Below are 16,765 nucleotides of genomic sequence, written 5' to 3'. Positions count from 1 at the left end.
CCCGGCGAACCGGGCCACCCGGTCCCCGCACGAGGCCACCCCGGCCCCGGCCGCCCCCGGGCACTCCTCGGACGGCGCGCCGGCGGCCTGAAGGCCGCCGGACGGGCCCGGCGCGGGGGCGTCGGGCCCGACGTTCGCATCGTGGGCGCGCGCCGGTCCACATGATGGGCACCGTAGTGGCGGATCTTGTCGTTCCTCCAGGAAAACCGCAGGTCAGCGCGGTACCAGCGGGGCGTCAGGTGGCGCAATACTGCGGCAACACCACCGGGGCGGCTCTCCCGGTACGTTCCGTCGCATGCCAGCCGAACCCGCCCCCGCCACCCGCCCGGTCGCCGCAGCGCGCCGCCGGCGGCTGCGCGCGGACCAGGCCCGGCAGCTCGCCGACCTGCTGCGCCACCAGATCCTGGCGGGCGGCTTCCCCGGCGGGGTCCTGCCCCTGGAGGACGCCCTCGCCGCCGACTACCGGGCCAGCCGCAACACCGTCCGACAGGCCCTCGGCCTGCTCCGCGCCGAGCAGCTGATCGACCGTCAGCCGGGTGTCGGCACGGTGGTGGTGTGCGAGAAGTACCCGCACGGTCTGGAGCGCCTCCAGGGCCTGGCCGAGACCCTGCACGAACACGGCCGGGTCACCAACGAGGTCCGTACCGTCGGGCCCGTGACCGCTCCCGGGCCGGTGGCCCACCGGCTGGGCCTGCCGGAGCACACCGACGTGCTCTGTATCGAGCGGCTGCGCCGCCTGAACGGCCTGCCGCTGTCCCTGGACCTGTCCTACCTCCCCATGGACATCGGCGGTGAACTGCTCGGCTGCGACCTGGAGAACACGGACGTGTTCCGGCTCCTGGAGTCGCTGACCGGCGGCCCGCTGGGCCATGCGGAGATCACCCTGGAGGCCGTCAACGCCGATGCGCACTCCGCCGCGGTGCTCCAGGCCCCGCGCGGTGCCGCCGTCCTCATGCTGGAACGACTGACCCGGCTGCCCGACGGCCGGCCGGTGGACCTCGAGTTCATCCGGTTCCGCGGCGACCGCATCACCATGAGCGGCGTGCTGCGCCGCTCCCCGTGAACGACGCCGCGCCCCCGATCCCCCGCCCCTCTTCCCGCTCCCGCGGGTCCTTGGAGAAGCCATGCCCCTGGTACCCCAGCGCGCCGACGTGCCCGTGACCATCGACGAGTCGCGGTGCATCGACGGCTGCACGCTCTGCGTCGACATGTGCCCGCTCGACTCGCTCGCGATCCGCGAGGACAACGGCAAGGCCTACATGCACGTGGACGAGTGCTGGTACTGCGGCCCGTGCGCCGCGCGCTGCCCCACCGGCGCGGTGACCGTCAACATGCCCTACCTGCTCCGATGAGAGGCCCCCTCGCGATGCGCCGCAGACTCGCCACCCCCGCCCTGTCGGCCGCCCTGCTGCTCCCGCTGGCCACCGCCTGCGGCGGCGCCGGCGGCGGGGCGGGCGGCGGCCCGACGAAGACGGTCACGGTGACCGTCGGCTACCAGTCCAAGACCATCAACACGGTCACCGCGGGCACCCTGCTGCGCTCCCTCGGCTACTTCGAGGAGGAGCTGGCGGCGCGCGGCAGGACGGAGGGGGTGACGTACCGGGTCGACTGGCAGGACTACGCGACCGGTGCCCCCATCACCGCGCAGATGACCGCGGGGAAGATCGACATCGGTTCGATGGGCGACTTCCCGCTGCTGCTCAACGCCGCCCGGGGCAAGGAGCTGAAGCAGCCGACCGCGCTGGTGTCCGTCACCGGCTACAACCTGCGCGGCGGCCTCAACACGGTGGTCGTCGCGCCGGATTCGAAGCTGGAGTCGCTGGCCGACCTGCGCGGCAGGAAGGTGTCCACCAGCGTCGGCTCGGCCGCCGACGGGACCCTCACCCGGGCCCTGCAGCGTGCCGGCATCGACCCCGAGAAGGGCATCCACAAGCTCAACCAGCAGCCCAGCGTGGGCGCTTCGGCCCTGCAGGCGGGCAGCGCCGACGCGCTGTCGCAGTTCGTGGCCTGGCCCGGACAGCTGGCCTTCGAGGGCCGGGCGAAAGCCGTGTACGACGGGGCCGAGCTGAACCTGCCGACCTTCCACGGGGTCACCGTCCGGCGGAAGTTCGCCGGTGAGCGGCCCGGGGTGCTCGACGACTTCCTGAAGGCGCAGCGCCGGGCGACCGACTACCTGCGCACGCGGCCGGTGGCCGCCGCGGAGTCGGTGGCCAAGGAGACCGGGCTGCCGGCCGAGGTGGTGTACCTCTACAACGGCGCGAACGGCATTGCCACCTTCGACCCGGCGCTGCGGCCGGAGCTGATCGCCGCGCTGAAGCAGGACGTGCCGGTGCTGAAGGCGGCCGGGCTGGTGGGCGACGTCGACGTCGACGCCTTCGTCGACCCGGCTCCGCTGGAGCGGGCCGTGCGGGACGCGGCCTATCCGAAGGCGGCCGCGGCCAAGCCCGAGCTGTGGCTGAAGGGCCAGGACACCACCGCCTCCTTCGACAGCCCGAGGGAGCTGCTGAAGGCCGCCAAGGGCGCCGACGTGCGGGCGGCCTACGTGCCGGACGCGCTGACCGGCACGCTGTGGTTCGCCGACAAGGCGGTGTGGGTGGCGGACGGCTCCGAGCTGCGCGCCTTCCTCACCCCGGCCGGCGCGAAGGGCTACGTGGCACAGCACGCCGGAGCACGGGCCGTCGGCTACGAGGAGGCGGTGGGCCTGGCCTCCGCCGCGGGCCCGGCCTCATGAGCGCGGGCCGCCGGCTGCTGCGCGCCGCCTCCCTGGCCGCGGCGCTCGGGCTGTGGCAGCTGCTGACCTCCCTGGACGTGAACCTGTGGCTCCGCTTCGAGCAGTTCCCGACGGTCGGCGAGGTGGCCTCCGCCTTCGCCGACCGGCTCGGCACCGGCGCGTACTGGCAGGACCTGGGCCACAGCCTGCGCCGGATCGGGGCGGGCTTCGTCCTGGCCGCCGTGCTGGGGGTGGCGGCCGGCACGGCCGTCGCCCGCTCCCGGTGGGCTGCCGACATCCTGGGCCCGCTGGTGGAGGTGGTGCGCCCGGTGCCGGCCATCGCCCTGGTACCGGTCGCCATCCTGCTGCTTCCCACCAACGAGCAGGGCATCGTCTTCATCACCTTCGCCGCGGCCTTCTTCCCGGTGGTGGTCTCGACCCGGCACGCGGTCCGGGCGCTCAGCCCCGTCTGGGAGGAGGCCGTGCTGACGATGGGCGGCGGACGGTCGCGGGTGCTGTTCTCGGTGGTGCTGCCCGGCGCCCTGCCGGGAGTCTTCGGCGGCCTGTCGGTGGGCATCGGCGTCGCGTGGATCTGCGTGATCTCCGCGGAGATGATCTCCGGCGAGTACGGGGTGGGCTACCGCACCTGGCAGGACTACACGGTGGTCGACTACCCGGGCGTGTTCGTCGGCATGGCCACCATCGGCGCCCTCGGCTGGCTCACCTCCACCGCCGTGGAGCTGCTCGGCCGCCGCGCCACCGCCTGGCTGCCCCGCCCGGCCGTACGGGCGTCCGCCGGGACACGCCGTCCGGCGGACCGCGGGGCCGGCCGTTCCGCCGCCGGGGCGCCGGCGCCCCGTACCGCCGTCCCCCGTAAGGAGCCCGTCCCGTGAGCACCACCGCCCCGCCCGCCCCTCCCGTGCCGGCCGGCGCCGAACTCGCCCTGCTCGGCGTACGGCTCGGCCACCCCGGCGGCGCCGTCCTACCGGACCCCGTCACCCTGCGCATCCCGCCGGGCGAACTGCTGACCGTGGTCGGGCCCTCCGGCTGCGGGAAGTCGACCCTGCTGCGCACCCTCGCCGGACTGCTCCCCCCGCTGGACGGGCGGGTCACGCAGGACGGTGAGCCGGTCACCCGGCCCGCCCGCGACCGGGCACTGGTCTTCCAGCACGACGCGCTGCTGCCCTGGCGCACGGTCCGCGCCAACGTGGAACTGCCGCTGGCAATCCGGCGGGTCCCCCGGGCCGAGCGGCGCCGGTCCGCGGCCGCCTGGCTGGACCGGGTCGGGCTGGCCGGGCACGCGCAGAAGCTGCCGCACCAGCTTTCCGGCGGCCAGCGCCAGCGCGTGCAGCTGGCCCGCGCGCTGGCCGGCGGGCCCCGGGCTGTCCTGATGGACGAGCCCTTCGGCGCGCTCGACGCGCGCACCCGCGCCGGCATGCAGGACCTGCTGGTGGACATCCTGCGGGGCACCGGCGCCACCGTCGTCTTCGTCACCCACGACGTGGACGAGGCCCTCCACCTCGGCGACCGGGTCGCCCTGCTGGACTCCGGACGGGTGCTGGACGTACCGCATCCGCGCCGGCGCGACGCGCAGCACGCCCCGGCTACGGCCGCACTGCGCCGCCGCATTCTCGAATCCCTCTGAAAGGCACCCCCGTGGACACCAAGGTGGACGCTCCCCCGGCCCTCCCCGACCTCGCCGTCCCCGACCTCGCCGACGCGACCGAGCTGTCCTGCGACGTCCTCGTCATCGGCGGCGGCACCGCCGGCACGATGGCCGCGCTGACCGCCGCCGAGCGCGGCGCGGACGTACTGCTGCTGGAGAAGGCGCACGTGCGGCACTCCGGGGCCCTCGCCATGGGCATGGACGGGGTCAACAACGCGGTCGTCCCGGGCCGCGCCGAACCGGACGACTACGTCGCCGAGATCACCCGCGCCAACGACGGCATCGTCGACCAGTCCACCGTCCGGCAGACCGCGACCCGCGGCTTCGCGATGGTCCAGCGCCTGGAGTCGTACGGCGTGAAGTTCGAGAAGGACGAGCACGGCGAGTACGCGGTCCGCCAGGTGCACCGCTCCGGCTCCTACGTCCTGCCGATGCCGGAGGGCAAGGACGTCAAGAAGGTGCTGTACCGGCAGCTGCGGCGCCGTGAGATGCGCGAGCGGATCCGGATCGAGAACCGGGTGATGCCGGTCCGGGTGCTCACCCACCCCGAGGACGGCCGGGCCATCGGCGCGGCGGGCTTCGACACCCGCACCGGGGCGTTCGTCACCGTACGGGCCGGCGCGGTGATCCTCGCCACCGGGGCCTGCGGCCGACTCGGGCTGCCCGCCTCCGGCTACCTGTACGGGACGTACGAGAACCCCACGAACGCCGGTGACGGCTACGCCATGGCCTACCACGCGGGGGCCGCGCTCACCGGGATCGAGTGCTTCCAGATCAACCCGTTGATCAAGGACTACAACGGGCCGGCCTGCGCGTACGTCGCGAACCCCTTCGGCGGCTACCAGGTGAACCGGCACGGCGAGCGGTTCGTCGAGTCGGACTACTGGTCGGGGCAGATGATGGCCGAGTTCGCGGCCGAACTCGCCTCCGACCGGGGCCCGGTGTACCTGAAGCTCAGCCATCTGCCCGAGGAGACCGTCGCCGCCGTCGAATCGATCCTGCACACGACGGAGCGGCCCACCCGCGGCACGTTCCACGAGGGCCGCGGCCACGACTACCGCACCCACGACATCGAGATGCACATCTCGGAGATCGGGCTGTGCGGCGGTCACTCCGCCTCCGGGGTCCGGGTGGACGCCCACGCCCGCACCACCGTGCCCCGGCTGTACGCGGCCGGCGACCTGGCCTGCGTACCGCACAACTACATGATCGGCGCGTTCGTCTTCGGGGACCTGGCCGGCGAGGACGCCGCGCAGTACCGGGCGTACGGGGGGGAGCTGCCCCGGGACCAGCTCGCCGCGGCCCACGAGCTCGTCTACCGGCCGCTGCGCAACCCGGACGGACCGCCGCAGCCGCAGGTGGAGTACAAGCTGCGGCGGTTCGTCAACGACTACGTGGCGCCGCCGAAGTCCGGGGCGCGGCTGTCCCTGGCCGTGGAGGCGTTCACCAGGATGTCGGGGGAGATCGCCGGGATGGGGGCGCGCACCGCGCACGAGCTGATGCGGTGCGCGGAGGTCACCTTCATCCGGGACTGCGCGGAGATGGCCGCCCGGGCCTCGCTGGCGCGCACGGAGTCCCGCTGGGGCCTGTACCACGAGCGGACGGACCACCCGGAGCAGGACGACGCGGGCTGGCTGCACCACCTCGACCTGCGCAAGTCGCCGTCGGGCGCGATGGAGTTCACCGCGCGGCCGGTCGAGCCGTACACGGTCCCGGTGGACGGGTTCGCCCCGGAGGCGGGACCGGAACGGTGGCTGGGCGAGGTCGCGCTGGTGCCGGTGGCCACGGCCGGTCCCCGGGACGCCGCTCCGGCGGCCCGCCCGGCGGCGGCTGCGGCTCCGACGGCTGCGGCTGCGGCTCCGACGGGGTCCGGTGGGGTCGCCGCGCCCGGTCCGGCCCTGCTGCGCCTGCTCTCCCTCGCCGAGGAGGCCCCCGGCCTGGAGGCGCTGCGGCCCTACGTGGCCCACGCCGATCCCGGGGTGCGGGCGGCCGCGGTGGCCGTCCTCGGCGAGACCGTGCCGGACGGCGCCGGGCCCGCGCTCGCCGCGTGCCTGCTCGACCCGGCGCCCGAGGTCCGGGCCGCCGCCGCGGCCGCGCTGCGCGAGCTGGTCGAGGTGCTGCCCGCCGAGCCGGAGCTGGCGGCCGGGCTGCGCGCGGCGCTGGGCGTCGGCGACCCGGCCGTGCGGGCGGCCGCGCTGGAGGTGCTGCGGACGCTGCGGCTGGGCGACGGCGGGGTGTACGGGGCCGCTCTCGCCGACACCGACGTGGAGGTCCGCATCACCGCCGTCCGGGCCCTGGTCTCGGTGGACGCGGTGGCGGAACTGGCGCGGGCGGCCGCCGACCCCGCACGCGAGGTCCGCGTCGCGGTGGCCCGCGCCCTCGCGGCCGTCCGCGAACCGGCCCCCTCGCCCCTCGACCCCCTGCTGGACGACCCCGACCCGCTGGTCCGCGGCGCCGCCCTGGGCGCGCTGGCCGCCACGGGGTGCCCGCCCGGGTACGCCGCGCGGGCCGAGGCCGCGCTCGGGGACCCGGCGTGGCAGGTGCGGGCCGGCGCCGCGGCCGCCCTGCGTGCCGCCGCGCCGGGGCGGGCCGTCCCCGCCCTGGCCAGGACCCTGGCCGACCCGAATGCGGACGTCCGCAAGGCCGCTGTGCTGTCCCTCCTCCCGCACCGCGAGGTGCCGCAGGCCCGCACCGCGCTGGCCGCGGCCGCGGCGGACCCCGACGCGGACGTCCGCGCGTACGCGTCCCGCGGGGCGTCCTGACCAGGCGGGGAGGGGACGCCGACGGGCGGGGGGCGGTCGTCGGTGCCAGGCTGGGACCGTTCAGGACCCGCGAAAGGCCACTTCCATGATCACCACCGATTTCGTCCCCGGCTCCCCCTGCTGGCTCGACCTCGGCGCCCCGGACGTCCGGTCCGCCGCGGCCTTCTACGGCGCCGTCCTCGGGTGGGAGTACGAGCCCATGGGCGCCATGGACGGCGGGATGTTCCGCAAGGACGGGAAGGTCGTCGCCGGGCTCGGCAAGCTCACCGAGGAGGGCGCCCGGCCGGCCTGGATGATCTACTACCACGTCACCGACGCGGACGCCGCCACCCGGGCGGTGGAGCGGGCGGGCGGCACGGTCCGGGTGGCTCCCCTGGACCTGGACGAGTGGGGCCGGATGGCGCAGTACAGCGACCCCCTCGGGGGACAGTTCGCCGTCTGGCAGCCGGGCACGGACACGGGCGTCGAGCTGGTGGACGAGCCGGGTTCGCTGTGCTGGACCGAGCTGTACACGAGTGACGCCGCGGCGGCGAAGGAGTTCTACGGGGGCGTCCTCGGCTGGCGCTTCAGCGACATGGAGCTGCCCGGGGGCGGGGGCGCCTACGCGCTCATCACCCCGGCGGGCCTTCCCGAGGAGCGCATGCACGGCGGTCTCATGGAGATGCCCGCGGACCACCTCTCCCTCGCGAACGGCCGCCCGTACTGGCACCCCGTCTTCGCCGTGGCCGACTGCGACGCCGCCGTGGCGGCGGTCACCGGGAACGGCGGCACCGTCCAGATGGGCCCGCAGGACGTGGAGGGCGTCGGCCGTCTCGCCGTCTGCCTCGACCCGTCGAACGCCGACTTCGTGCTCCTCGCCCCGTCCCGCACCGGCGGCTGACCCCCGCCCCGGGCGGGGCGGTCTGTCGCGACGCGGCCGCCGGGGCCACACTGGGGGCGGCCGGGGGCGGGCGTCCTCCGCGTCGGGGAGGTGGAGGGGCAGTGGCAGCTGAGCACCGGCGGCAGCCCGCTCCGGTCGTGCGGCCCGCGGTGTGGGAGACGTACGGACCGGCCGATCTGAGTTCCGTTCCCGTGTTCTGCGGAGGGTTCATCAACTTCGGCTACTGGAAGGCCGTCGACCTCGAAGGCCCGCTGTCGGAGGGCGACCGGCTCCGCAGCGAGCGCGACCTCTACCGGCACGTCCTGGACGCCGCCGCTCCCCGGGGCGGGCGGGTCGTGGAAGTCGGCTGCGGCCTCGGCCTGGGCTGCGCGCTCGCCCTGGAGGAGTACGGACCCGCCGGGATCACCGGTGTCGACGTCCACCCCCAGCAGCTCCAGCGGGCCCGCGACGTCAACGCCGCCCTGCTGGAGGCCGAGCCGCACCGGCTGCGCTTCGTCCTGGGCGCCGCCGAGAGCCTGCCGCTCGACAGCGGGCGGTTCGACTGCCTCTACAGCGTCGAGGCCGCCCAGCACTTCCCCGACCTCGCGGCGTTCGCCCGGGAGACGGCGCGGGTGCTGCGGCCGGGCGGACGGGTCGCGGTCGCCAGCTTCTTCACCGTGGACGGCGCTCCCGCGCCCGCCGACCGGCTCGCCGGGCTGCTCCAGACGTTCGCCAGCGGCCTGGACATCGCCCGGCCCGTGGGGCAGCTGGCCGACGCGTTCACCGACGCCGGTCTCGTCGGCGTGCGGACGGTCTCCATCGGCGCGGAGGTCTGGCCCGGCTGGGACGGCTGGCTCGCCAGGCACTGGGAGCCGGGGACCTGGCCGCGCAACTTCCGGGCCGCCTGGGAGCAGCGCCTGCTGGACTACTACCTGGTCACCGCCACGCGGCCGTAAAGGGTAGCCGGATAAAATTCGGTGGATAGCCGGGTATAACGGTCCTCAACGGTGGGTATCACCCCAGACCCACCGATGTCCCGTGCGTTTACGGGACCGACCGATCCTGGAGGCCGGATGAGCTGGGCATCATGGACCACCTGTGGCATCTACGCCGGACGGGGCGGCGCCAGAACCGCCGACGCGGGCGTCCTGACCGGTGAGCTCGACGTCCACACGACCTGGACCGAGGCCGACGGCCTGGCCCACGTCGCCGTGCAGCACAGCGGCGGTACGGAGTGGTTCACGCTGTCGGGCAGCCCCGTGCCCTGTCCGAGCGAGGAGGCCAGCCGCACCCTGCACGACGCGGTCCTGCTGGCCGTGCGCGCCGGGGGCGGGGCGACGCTCCCGCACCCGGACACCGCGGTTCCGGCCGGCTGAGGGACTCCAGCCGCCACACGCCGGTCTACGGCTTGGCCACCAGCCGTACGAAGACCCGCGCGTCGGTCACCGCCGCCGCGCCGGGGTCGTTGTTGAAGTAGGCGAAGACGTCCGCCTCCCGGGGCCAGGTGTCGGAGATCCGTTCCGCCCAGGTGCGCAGGGCGGTGCGGCCGTACCGGGGCCAGGGGCGGGCGCGGCCCGCGTGGAAGCGCACGTAGCCCCAGTCGGCGGTGCGCCACAACGGGGTCACCGGCCGCGACCCGCGGTCCGCCCAGCAGAGGGCGGCGCCGCGCTCGGTGAGCACCGACCGCACGGCCGGCGTCCACCACGAGTCGTGCCGGGGCTCGACGGCGACGCGCGTACCGGCGGGGAAGCAGGCCAGGCAGGCGTCGAGCGCCTCCGGGTCGCCCTTCAGCGTCGGCGGGAGCTGGAGCAGGACGGGGCCGAGCCGGTCCCCGAGGGAGGCGGCGTGCGCCATGAGCCGGTGGACCGGCTCGGCCGGGTCGCGCAGGCGCTTGATGTGGGTGAGGAAGCGGCTGGCCTTCACGGCCATCACGAAGCCGGGCGGAGTGCGGTCGCGCCACTGGGCGAACGTCTCCGGCGACGGCAGCCGGTAGAAGGCGTTGTTGCTCTCCACGGTGGGGAAGTGGCGCGTGTACTCCTCCAGCCACAGCCGCTGGGGCCGGTCCGGCGGGTAGAGCACGCCCGACCAGTCGCGGTATTGCCACCCGGAGGTGCCGACGATCACGGCCATGCCCTGCGCATGCCCCCGGGCGGCTCGGCCACACCACCGCCGCGGCGGAAGCCGCCGCCCCGGCCGGCTGCCGGGGGCGCCCGATGGCGCCCCCGGCGGCGTTCCTCCCGGACGCGTCGGCTGCCGTCAGCCCTCGTTCGTCATCCGGGCACACTCGATGACCACCTGGGCGAGGCTGCCCTCGCTGCGCAGGAGCCGGCGCTGCACGCGCGCGCCGTTGCCCTGTTCGTGCAGGTGGGCGATCGCCCGGCGGACCCGCTCGTCGTCGCCGTGGTCGCGCAGTGCTTCGCGCACGTGCTGGTACAGGGCCTCGACGGCGTGGGCGGCGGAGGTCTCCCGCATCGTCTCGGGATGCAGCAGCGGGCCGTCCAGCCCCGAGCGTCCCGCCCGCCAGGAGGCCAGCCGCAGCAGGCTCGTGCCGACCCGGGCCGGCGGCTCGCCGGCGCGCCAGGCCCGGGAGGCGGTCTCCACCAGGCCGCGGACCAGCGCGGCCAGCAGGACGGGGGTCGTCGCGTGCAGGCACACGTCCGCGACCCTGACCTCGACGGTCGGGTACGAGGACGACAGCCGCGCGTCGAAGTAGATCATGCCCTCGTCCCGCAGCACCCCCGTCCCGATCATGGCGCGGACCTGTTCGTGGTAGTGGTCGGCGGAGCCGAACACGTCCACCGGGCCCGCCGAGGGCCACCGGTTCCACACCCTGCTGCGGTAGCTGCCGTATCCGCTGTCCTCGCCCTGCCAGAACGGCGAGTTGGCGCTGATGGCGGTCAGGACGGCCAGCCAGGGGCGGATCCGGTCCAGGACGGCGACGCCTTCCTCGTCGGAGTCCACCGACACGTGCACGTGCGTCCCGCACGTCAGCTGCTCCTGGGCCGTCAGTCCGAACTGCTCCCCGAGCCACTGGTAGCGCTTGCCGGCGTTCAGCGAGGGCCGCACCGGCAGCGGGGACGTCGCCACGGCGGCCACCGCGGCGCCCGCCTTCTCCGCGTGCCGGGTCGCCTCGCCGCGGATGCGGATGATCTCGTCCTGGAGTTCGCCCATGTGCGTCACCGGCTTGGTGGCGAACTCCAGCTGCTCCTTCTGCAGTTCCGCCTCGAACTCGTGCGGCTTCTCACCCGCGCCCGCGCCGCCGTCCGCCTGCTGCCACGCCACGCGGTCCGCGGCCGCGAGGACCGCTCCCGAGACCGCCAGGGGGGTCCCGCTCTCCGCGTCGACGAGCAGCAGTTCTTCTTCCACGCCTACGCTGCGCATGTATCGCCACCTGTTGAGTCATCCATCGGTTTCACCTACGCCTGCCCCTCGCGCTCCCGCGCATGCCTGCGCTCCTCCTCGCTCCACGCCCGCGTGTCCCGCGGGCGCACGTACGGCTCCTCGTCCTCGGGAAGTCCCGCGGCGATGGCGCGCTGGCGGGCGAGTTCCGCGTCGAACTCCAGGCCGAGCAGGATGGCGAGGTTCGTGATCCACAGCCAGACCAGGAAGACGATCACGCCCGCGACCGTGCCGTACGTCTTGTTGTACGAGGCGAAGTTGGCGACGTAGAACGCGAACCCGGCCGAGGCGGCCATCCAGATCACCAGCGCCAGCAGGCTGCCGGGGGTCACCCACTTGTACCCGCGGCCCTTGGCGTTCGGCGCGGCCCAGTAGAGCAGCGCGATCATGACCGTGACGAGGAGGACCAGGACCGGCCACTTGGCGACCGACCACACCGCCAGGGCGGTGTCGCCGATGCCGAGGGCGGAGCCGGCCTGCCGCGCCAGCCCGCCGGTGAAGACGACGATCAGCCCGCCGGCGCAGGCGAGGAGCATCAGGGCCACGGTGAGCGCGAGGCGCAGCGGCAGCACCTTCCACACCGGGCGCCCCTCGGGCACGTCGTAGACGGCGTTCGAGGCGCGGATGAAGGCGGCGATGTAGCCGGAGGCGGACCAGAGCGCCACGAGCAGGCCGACGACCGCCAGGAGCGATCCGACGCCGCTGCGGCCCTCCAGCTGGCGTACGGCGTCGCTGATCACGTCCCGGGCGGAGCCCGGGGCGAGCTGCTGGAGGCTGTCGAGGACCTGCTGGGTGGCCGACCTGCCGGCCATGCCGAGCAGCGACACGAGGACCAGCAGGGCGGGGAAGATCGCCAGCACGCCGTAGTAGGTCAGGGCGGCGGCCCGGTCGGAGAGCTCGTCGTCCGTGAACTCCCTGACGGTGCCGCGCAGTACGGCCTTCCAGGACCGCTTCGGCAGGTCGGCGGGCCCGGCCGGGGCCCGCCCCCCGGTCTCGGGGGCGGGCCCTCGTCCCTCCTGGCGTGCCGTCCGCGGGGCGCTCATGCCCGGACCGGCGGGAACCGGTCCCAGGCCCGGTGCTCGGACAGTGCCGCCGTCACCGCTTCCACGGCCGCCGCGCCGCTCTCGCCGACGATGACGCCGGGCCCGTCCGGGGCGATGCCGCCGGCTGCGAGGACCGCGTCGGCGCCGTTCCATCCGCCGACGGCCTTCCCGTGCCGGTAGGCCTCGGTGAGCAGCAGCAGGGCCCGCGGGTCGACCCCGTGCGGCGCCCCGTTCCCGTTCCCGGCCTTGGCGTCGCGCGCGCCGTGGGCGTCGGCGGCCGGTGCGGGCACTCCGGCGAACAGCAGGGCGTCGAACTCGACGGAGCGGGCGGTGGCGAAGGTCCGCTGGACCGCGACCGGTTCGCCCTCCGCGTCGAGCTTGCCGCCGGCCGGGCCGATGACGAGCGGCACCATGCCCCCGTCCAGGAGCGCCTGCCGGGCGGCCCGTACGCCGTCCAGGTCCGCGGCGTCGTCGGCGACGATGCCGACCACGCGGCCGTCCGCCGGCCACGTCCGGCCCACCTGCGACAGCGCGGGGCTGGCGGCCTCCTCCGTGAGGGGCACGGTGGCCTTCGGCGCCGGCAGGCCGAGGCCCTGGGCGACCTGTTCGCACAGTTCGGGGTCGATGTTCGCCAGGACCGCGAGGGTGCGTTCCTTGACCGCCTGCTCGTAGCACTTGTTCAGTTCGAAGGTGTACGCGGCGATGATGTGCTCGCGCTCCGGCGGGCTCATGCTGAGCCAGAACAGCCGCGGCTGGCTGAAGTGGTCGGAGAAGGAGGCGGGCGCCTCGCGGACCTTGGTCGCCTCCGCCACCCGCACGGGCGCCTCGATGTAGGCGCTCATGTCGGCGCCGGCGAGGAAGGGGCAGCCGCCGTCCAGGCTGTTGGGCCGGTAGGGTGCCACGCCGGTGTGCACGGCGCTCTGGTGCATGCCGTCGCGGAGCATGTCGTTGACGGGGGCGTGCGGCCGGTTGATCGGCAGCTGGCCGAAGTTCGGCCCGCCCAGGCGGCTGATCTGGGTGTCGAGGTAGGAGAAGAGCCGGCCCGCGAGCAGCGGGTCGTCGGTGACGTCGATGCCCGGGACGAGGTGGCCGGGGTGGAAGGCGACCTGTTCGGTCTCGGCGAAGTAGTTCTTCGTGTTGGCGTTCAGGGTCATCAGGCCGATGGGCTGCACCGGGGCCCGCTCCTCGGGCACGATCTTGGTGGGGTCGAGGAGGTCGATGCCCTCGAACGTCTGGTCCGGGGTGTCGGGGAAGACCTGGACGCCCAGTTCCCACTGGGGGTAGGCGCCCGCCTCGATGGCGTCGAAGAGGTCGCGCCGGTGGAAGTCCGGGTCCATGCCGTTGATCAGCTGGGCCTCCTCCCAGACCAGGGAGTGCACTCCCAGCTTCGGCTTCCAGTGGAACTTCACCAGGGAGGTCTCCCCCGCCTCGTTGACCAGGCGGAAGGTGTGGACGCCGAATCCCTCCATCATCCGGTAGGAGCGGGGGATGCCGCGGTCGGACATGTTCCACAGGGTGTGGTGGGTGGCCTCGGTGTGCAGGGAGACGAAGTCCCAGAACGTGTCGTGGGCGCTCTGCGCCTGCGGGATCTCCCGGTCCGGGTGCGGCTTGCCCGCGTGGATGATGTCGGGGAACTTCACGGCGTCCTGGATGAAGAACACCGGGATGTTGTTGCCGACGAGGTCGAAGGTGCCCTCGTCCGTGTAGAACTTGGTGGCGAAGCCGCGGGTGTCGCGCACGGTGTCCGCCGAGCCCCGGGAGCCGAGGACGGTGGAGAAGCGGACGAACACCGGTGTCTCCACGTCCTTCGCGAGGAACGCGGCCTTGCAGACCTCGCCGGCGGTGCCGTAGCCCTGGAAGACTCCGTGGGCGGCGGCGCCCCGCGCGTGCACCACCCGCTCGGGGATCCGTTCGTGGTCGAAGTGGGTGATCTTCTCCCGCAGGTGGTGGTCCTGGAGCAGCACCGGTCCGCGGGCCCCGGCCTTCAGCGAGTGGTCGCTGTCGTACAGCCGCGCGCCCTGTGCCGTCGTCAGGTACGCGCCGCTCTGCGCCATCCGGGCCTGCTCGGCCCCGGTGGCCTGCCCGGTGGGGCTCACGGTCTCGGGGCCGGTCTGGTCCGGCTTCGGCGGCAGGGGCTGGGCCGGCCCGGTGGGCTCGGCCACGGTCGCGGACACCGGTCCGGGCTTGCCCGGCAGGCCGCCGTCGCCCTGGGCCGGGGTCGTGTCGGAGTGCTCTGTGGTCATCGTTTCTCCCAAGGGGGTGGTTCGGTGGACGGCCGCGGCGGCTGCGCGGTCCGGTCGTGGCTCGGCTGGACGGCGCCTACCCGCTGTTCGGGGATGAACCCTCCCGCGCCGCGTCGAAGGCGCGCGGGGGTGGGGCTCAGCCGTCCTCGCGCAGGACGCGGACGCTGGTGACCTGCGTGTCGGCCGCGTCGGGTACGACCATGCCCGCCTCGACGCCGGACCGCAGGTAGTGCAGTACGGCGCCGTCCAGCCGTTCGCCGGGCAGCGCGGCCGGGATGCCCGGCGGGTAGGGGGTGAGCATCTCGGCGGCGATCCGCCCCCGCGCCCGCTCCCAGGGCACCTGCTCGGTCGGCCCGAAGAAGGCGTCGCGCGGCAGCGCCGCCTGCTCCAGCCGCAGCCCGGCCGGCGAGGGGACCCGTACGGGCTGGCCGGTGCGCAGTCCGGGCGCGTGGGCCGCCAGGTCGGTGAGGGCGGTCAGCAGGATGCCGGCGGTCTCGGCGTCGTCCGCGTGGGTGAGCTGGACGCTGATGCGGCGGTGGTCGGCGAGGTGGAGGTTGACCCGGTGGTGGCGCCGCAGCCAGTCGGCGGCCCGGTAGCCGGTGACGTCCCAGGCGCTGATGTCGAGGACGATCTGGAGGTGGTCCATGTCGGCGGCCCGGCCGGGTCCGCAGAAGTCGTCGCGGCCGTGGACCCGCATGCCGTCGATGCGGGAGAGGCGCTCGCGCACCTCCGCGCTGAGGGCGAGGGCGTCGCCGTAGAGGGTCTTGCCCTCCTCCACCATCTGCCGGCGCCAGCCGTCGAGGGCCGCGTACACCAGGACGGAGGGGCTGGTGGTGCCGAGGAGGTCCTCGCGGCTCTTGAGCACCTCGGGCCGCACCAGGTCGCCCTGGAGGTGGAAGACCGAGCTCTGTTCCAGGCCCGAGCCCATCTTGTGCACCGAGGTGACGCAGATGTCGGCGCCGGCGTCCATGGCCCAGGTGGGCAGGTCGGGGTGGAAGGGCAGGTGGGCGCCCCACGCCTCGTCGACGATCAGGGGCTTGCCCCGCCGGTGGCACACCTCGGCGATGGCGGCCAGGTCCGAGCAGGTGCCGTAGGGGGTGGGGGTGGTGACCAGCGCGCCGCGGGCGTCGGGGTGCCGGGCGAAGGCCGCCTCGAAGGCCTCTGCGGACGGCGGGTGGGCCAGGTGCCGCTCCACGTCCCACTGGGGGTCCACCCAGACGGGGCGGATGCCCGACAGGATGAGGCCCGACACCACGGACTTGTGGGCGTCCCGCCCGATCAGGAGCTTCTCGTGCGGCCCGGCGACGGACAGCATGGCCGACTTGACGGAGAGCGAGCTCCCGCACGTGGAGAAGAAGGCGTGGTCGGCGCCGACGGCGTCGGCCATCAGCGCCTGGGCCTCCTCCACGATGCCCTGCGAGGACGTCCGGTCGTCGAGGCCTGCCGTGGCGAGCACGTCCGAGGTGAACACCGCGTCGCCCAGCACCGCCCGTACCCGTGGGTCGGCGCCCCGGCCCTGCTTGTGACCGGGAGGGGTGAAAGGGGTCTGGCCGTCGGCGTGGTAGGCCGCCAGCGCGTCGAGCACGGGGGTTTTCGACTGATCCATGCACGACCGTGTGCCCTTGCGATCCGGACGGAAACGGGCACCCCGGGCCGTGTCGGGCGGCCTCCGCCCCGCTGTGCGGGGACCAGGTGCAAATCCCGGGATAGCGGGTAGGCGCTGCCCATGATCGCCTCAGCTGCCCTCGCGGCCTCCGGTTCCCCTTCCCTCCTCCTCATCCTGGCGGGCGTGGTCGTCGCCGCGCTCCTGATCGGCGCCTTCTGGTACGGCACCCGGCGTGTCGCGGCCCGCAAGGACCCCGGCGCGCTCCCGTCGGACCAGAGTGCCGCGGCGCGGGCGCGCCAGGAGTCCTGGCAGGCCCCCGACGAGCGCGGGGCCGGCCCCGACACCCCACGGCGCCCGTGACCCGCCGACGCAGTCCCGTCCCCACGGCACCCGTGACCCGCCGACGCAGTCCCGTCCTCGCCGACCCCGCGCGGCCGACCAGGAGGTATCCCGTGCCGAGCACCGCCCTCACGTACA

The 16,765-nt window shown here is 74.5% G+C and carries 15 protein-coding genes; 10 read left to right on the top strand and 5 right to left on the bottom strand.

Annotation, left to right across the window (positions count from 1 at the left end; translation table 11 throughout):
• Positions 1-295: 295 nt before the first annotated feature.
• The 9 genes from ACZ501_RS17805 (at position 296) to ACZ501_RS17765 (ending at position 9,373) form a co-directional block, all read left to right on the top strand.
• Positions 296-1,063, top strand: coding sequence for a GntR family transcriptional regulator (locus ACZ501_RS17805; RefSeq protein ID WP_468796385.1), 768 nt, complete (start codon positions 296-298; stop codon positions 1,061-1,063).
• A gap of 61 nt (positions 1,064-1,124) precedes the next feature.
• Positions 1,125-1,352: a 4Fe-4S dicluster domain-containing protein gene (locus tag ACZ501_RS17800; RefSeq protein ID WP_226733182.1), complete on the top strand. Its 228-nt coding sequence runs from the start codon at positions 1,125-1,127 to the stop codon at positions 1,350-1,352.
• Positions 1,349-2,731: an ABC transporter substrate-binding protein gene (locus ACZ501_RS17795; protein WP_468796383.1), complete on the top strand. Its 1,383-nt coding sequence runs from the start codon at positions 1,349-1,351 to the stop codon at positions 2,729-2,731. The genes ACZ501_RS17800 and ACZ501_RS17795 overlap by 4 nt, the downstream gene beginning before the upstream one ends.
• The gene (locus ACZ501_RS17790) at positions 2,728-3,603 is read left to right on the top strand and encodes an ABC transporter permease (protein WP_468796381.1); all 876 of its coding nucleotides are present in this window, start codon (positions 2,728-2,730) and stop codon (positions 3,601-3,603) included. The genes ACZ501_RS17795 and ACZ501_RS17790 overlap by 4 nt, the downstream gene beginning before the upstream one ends.
• Positions 3,600-4,355: an ABC transporter ATP-binding protein gene (locus ACZ501_RS17785; RefSeq protein WP_468796379.1), complete on the top strand. Its 756-nt coding sequence runs from the start codon at positions 3,600-3,602 to the stop codon at positions 4,353-4,355. The genes ACZ501_RS17790 and ACZ501_RS17785 overlap by 4 nt, the downstream gene beginning before the upstream one ends.
• A gap of 11 nt (positions 4,356-4,366) precedes the next feature.
• Complete coding sequence (locus tag ACZ501_RS17780; protein ID WP_468796377.1) at positions 4,367-7,138, top strand: fumarate reductase/succinate dehydrogenase flavoprotein subunit; 2,772 nt, start codon at positions 4,367-4,369, stop codon at positions 7,136-7,138.
• An 85-nt stretch (positions 7,139-7,223) separates the two neighbouring features.
• Positions 7,224-8,018, top strand: coding sequence for a VOC family protein (locus ACZ501_RS17775; RefSeq protein ID WP_468796375.1), 795 nt, complete (start codon positions 7,224-7,226; stop codon positions 8,016-8,018).
• A 101-nt stretch (positions 8,019-8,119) separates the two neighbouring features.
• Positions 8,120-8,953: a class I SAM-dependent methyltransferase gene (locus ACZ501_RS17770; RefSeq protein WP_468796373.1), complete on the top strand. Its 834-nt coding sequence runs from the start codon at positions 8,120-8,122 to the stop codon at positions 8,951-8,953.
• A 117-nt stretch (positions 8,954-9,070) separates the two neighbouring features.
• Entirely contained in the window at positions 9,071-9,373 is a 303-nt protein-coding gene (locus ACZ501_RS17765) for a hypothetical protein (protein ID WP_361610546.1), read from the top strand.
• A 25-nt stretch (positions 9,374-9,398) separates the two neighbouring features.
• Here ACZ501_RS17765 and ACZ501_RS17760 read toward each other — a convergent pair whose 3' ends face one another.
• The 5 genes from ACZ501_RS17760 to ACZ501_RS17740 form a co-directional block, all read right to left on the bottom strand.
• Positions 9,399-10,127, bottom strand: a complete 729-nt coding sequence (locus ACZ501_RS17760) for a DUF72 domain-containing protein (RefSeq protein ID WP_468796371.1) — start codon at positions 10,125-10,127, stop codon at positions 9,399-9,401.
• 126 nt (positions 10,128-10,253) lie between these two features.
• Positions 10,254-11,378 (bottom strand): glutamate--cysteine ligase, encoded by a 1,125-nt coding sequence (locus ACZ501_RS17755; protein WP_361610544.1) that lies wholly within the window; start codon positions 11,376-11,378, stop codon positions 10,254-10,256.
• Positions 11,379-11,413: 35 nt separating this feature from the next.
• Positions 11,414-12,439, bottom strand: a complete 1,026-nt coding sequence (locus ACZ501_RS17750; protein ID WP_468796369.1) for a YihY/virulence factor BrkB family protein — start codon at positions 12,437-12,439, stop codon at positions 11,414-11,416.
• Entirely contained in the window at positions 12,436-14,682 is a 2,247-nt protein-coding gene (locus tag ACZ501_RS17745; RefSeq protein ID WP_468796367.1) for a catalase, read from the bottom strand. Before ACZ501_RS17745 ends, ACZ501_RS17750 begins: the two co-directional genes overlap by 4 nt.
• Positions 14,683-14,818: 136 nt before the next feature.
• Positions 14,819-16,288, bottom strand: a complete 1,470-nt coding sequence (locus tag ACZ501_RS17740; protein ID WP_361610390.1) for an aminotransferase class I/II-fold pyridoxal phosphate-dependent enzyme — start codon at positions 16,286-16,288, stop codon at positions 14,819-14,821.
• Positions 16,289-16,408: 120 nt separating this feature from the next.
• Here ACZ501_RS17740 and ACZ501_RS17735 point away from each other — a divergent pair, with 120 nt between their 5' ends.
• A complete protein-coding gene (locus tag ACZ501_RS17735; RefSeq protein WP_362466429.1) occupies positions 16,409-16,648 on the top strand; it encodes a DUF6479 family protein in 240 nt (79 codons plus the stop codon).
• Positions 16,649-16,765: the final 117 nt, after the last annotated feature.

The sequence above is a fragment of the Streptomyces sp. NPDC034085 genome (assembly GCF_055575555.1).
The sequence above is the reverse complement of the archived record's forward strand: the minus strand, read 5'-3'. Positions and strand labels throughout refer to the sequence as shown.

Bases quoted from the DNA above. Each gene is read 5' to 3' on its own strand.
- ACZ501_RS17805 (WP_468796385.1), top strand. From the start codon at position 296: ATGCCAGCCGAACCCGCCCCCGCCACCCGCCCGGTCGCCGCAGCGCGC.
- ACZ501_RS17800 (WP_226733182.1), top strand. From the start codon at position 1,125: ATGCCCCTGGTACCCCAGCGCGCCGACGTGCCCGTGACCATCGACGAG.
- ACZ501_RS17795 (WP_468796383.1), top strand. From the start codon at position 1,349: ATGAGAGGCCCCCTCGCGATGCGCCGCAGACTCGCCACCCCCGCCCTG.
- ACZ501_RS17790 (WP_468796381.1), top strand. From the start codon at position 2,728: ATGAGCGCGGGCCGCCGGCTGCTGCGCGCCGCCTCCCTGGCCGCGGCG.
- ACZ501_RS17775 (WP_468796375.1), top strand. From the start codon at position 7,224: ATGATCACCACCGATTTCGTCCCCGGCTCCCCCTGCTGGCTCGACCTC.
- ACZ501_RS17765 (WP_361610546.1), top strand. From the start codon at position 9,071: ATGAGCTGGGCATCATGGACCACCTGTGGCATCTACGCCGGACGGGGC.
- ACZ501_RS17760 (WP_468796371.1), bottom strand. From the start codon at position 10,127: ATGGCCGTGATCGTCGGCACCTCCGGGTGGCAATACCGCGACTGGTCG.
- ACZ501_RS17755 (WP_361610544.1), bottom strand. From the start codon at position 11,378: ATGCGCAGCGTAGGCGTGGAAGAAGAACTGCTGCTCGTCGACGCGGAG.
- ACZ501_RS17750 (WP_468796369.1), bottom strand. From the start codon at position 12,439: ATGAGCGCCCCGCGGACGGCACGCCAGGAGGGACGAGGGCCCGCCCCC.
- ACZ501_RS17745 (WP_468796367.1), bottom strand. From the start codon at position 14,682: ATGACCACAGAGCACTCCGACACGACCCCGGCCCAGGGCGACGGCGGC.
- ACZ501_RS17740 (WP_361610390.1), bottom strand. From the start codon at position 16,288: ATGGATCAGTCGAAAACCCCCGTGCTCGACGCGCTGGCGGCCTACCAC.
- ACZ501_RS17735 (WP_362466429.1), top strand. From the start codon at position 16,409: ATGATCGCCTCAGCTGCCCTCGCGGCCTCCGGTTCCCCTTCCCTCCTC.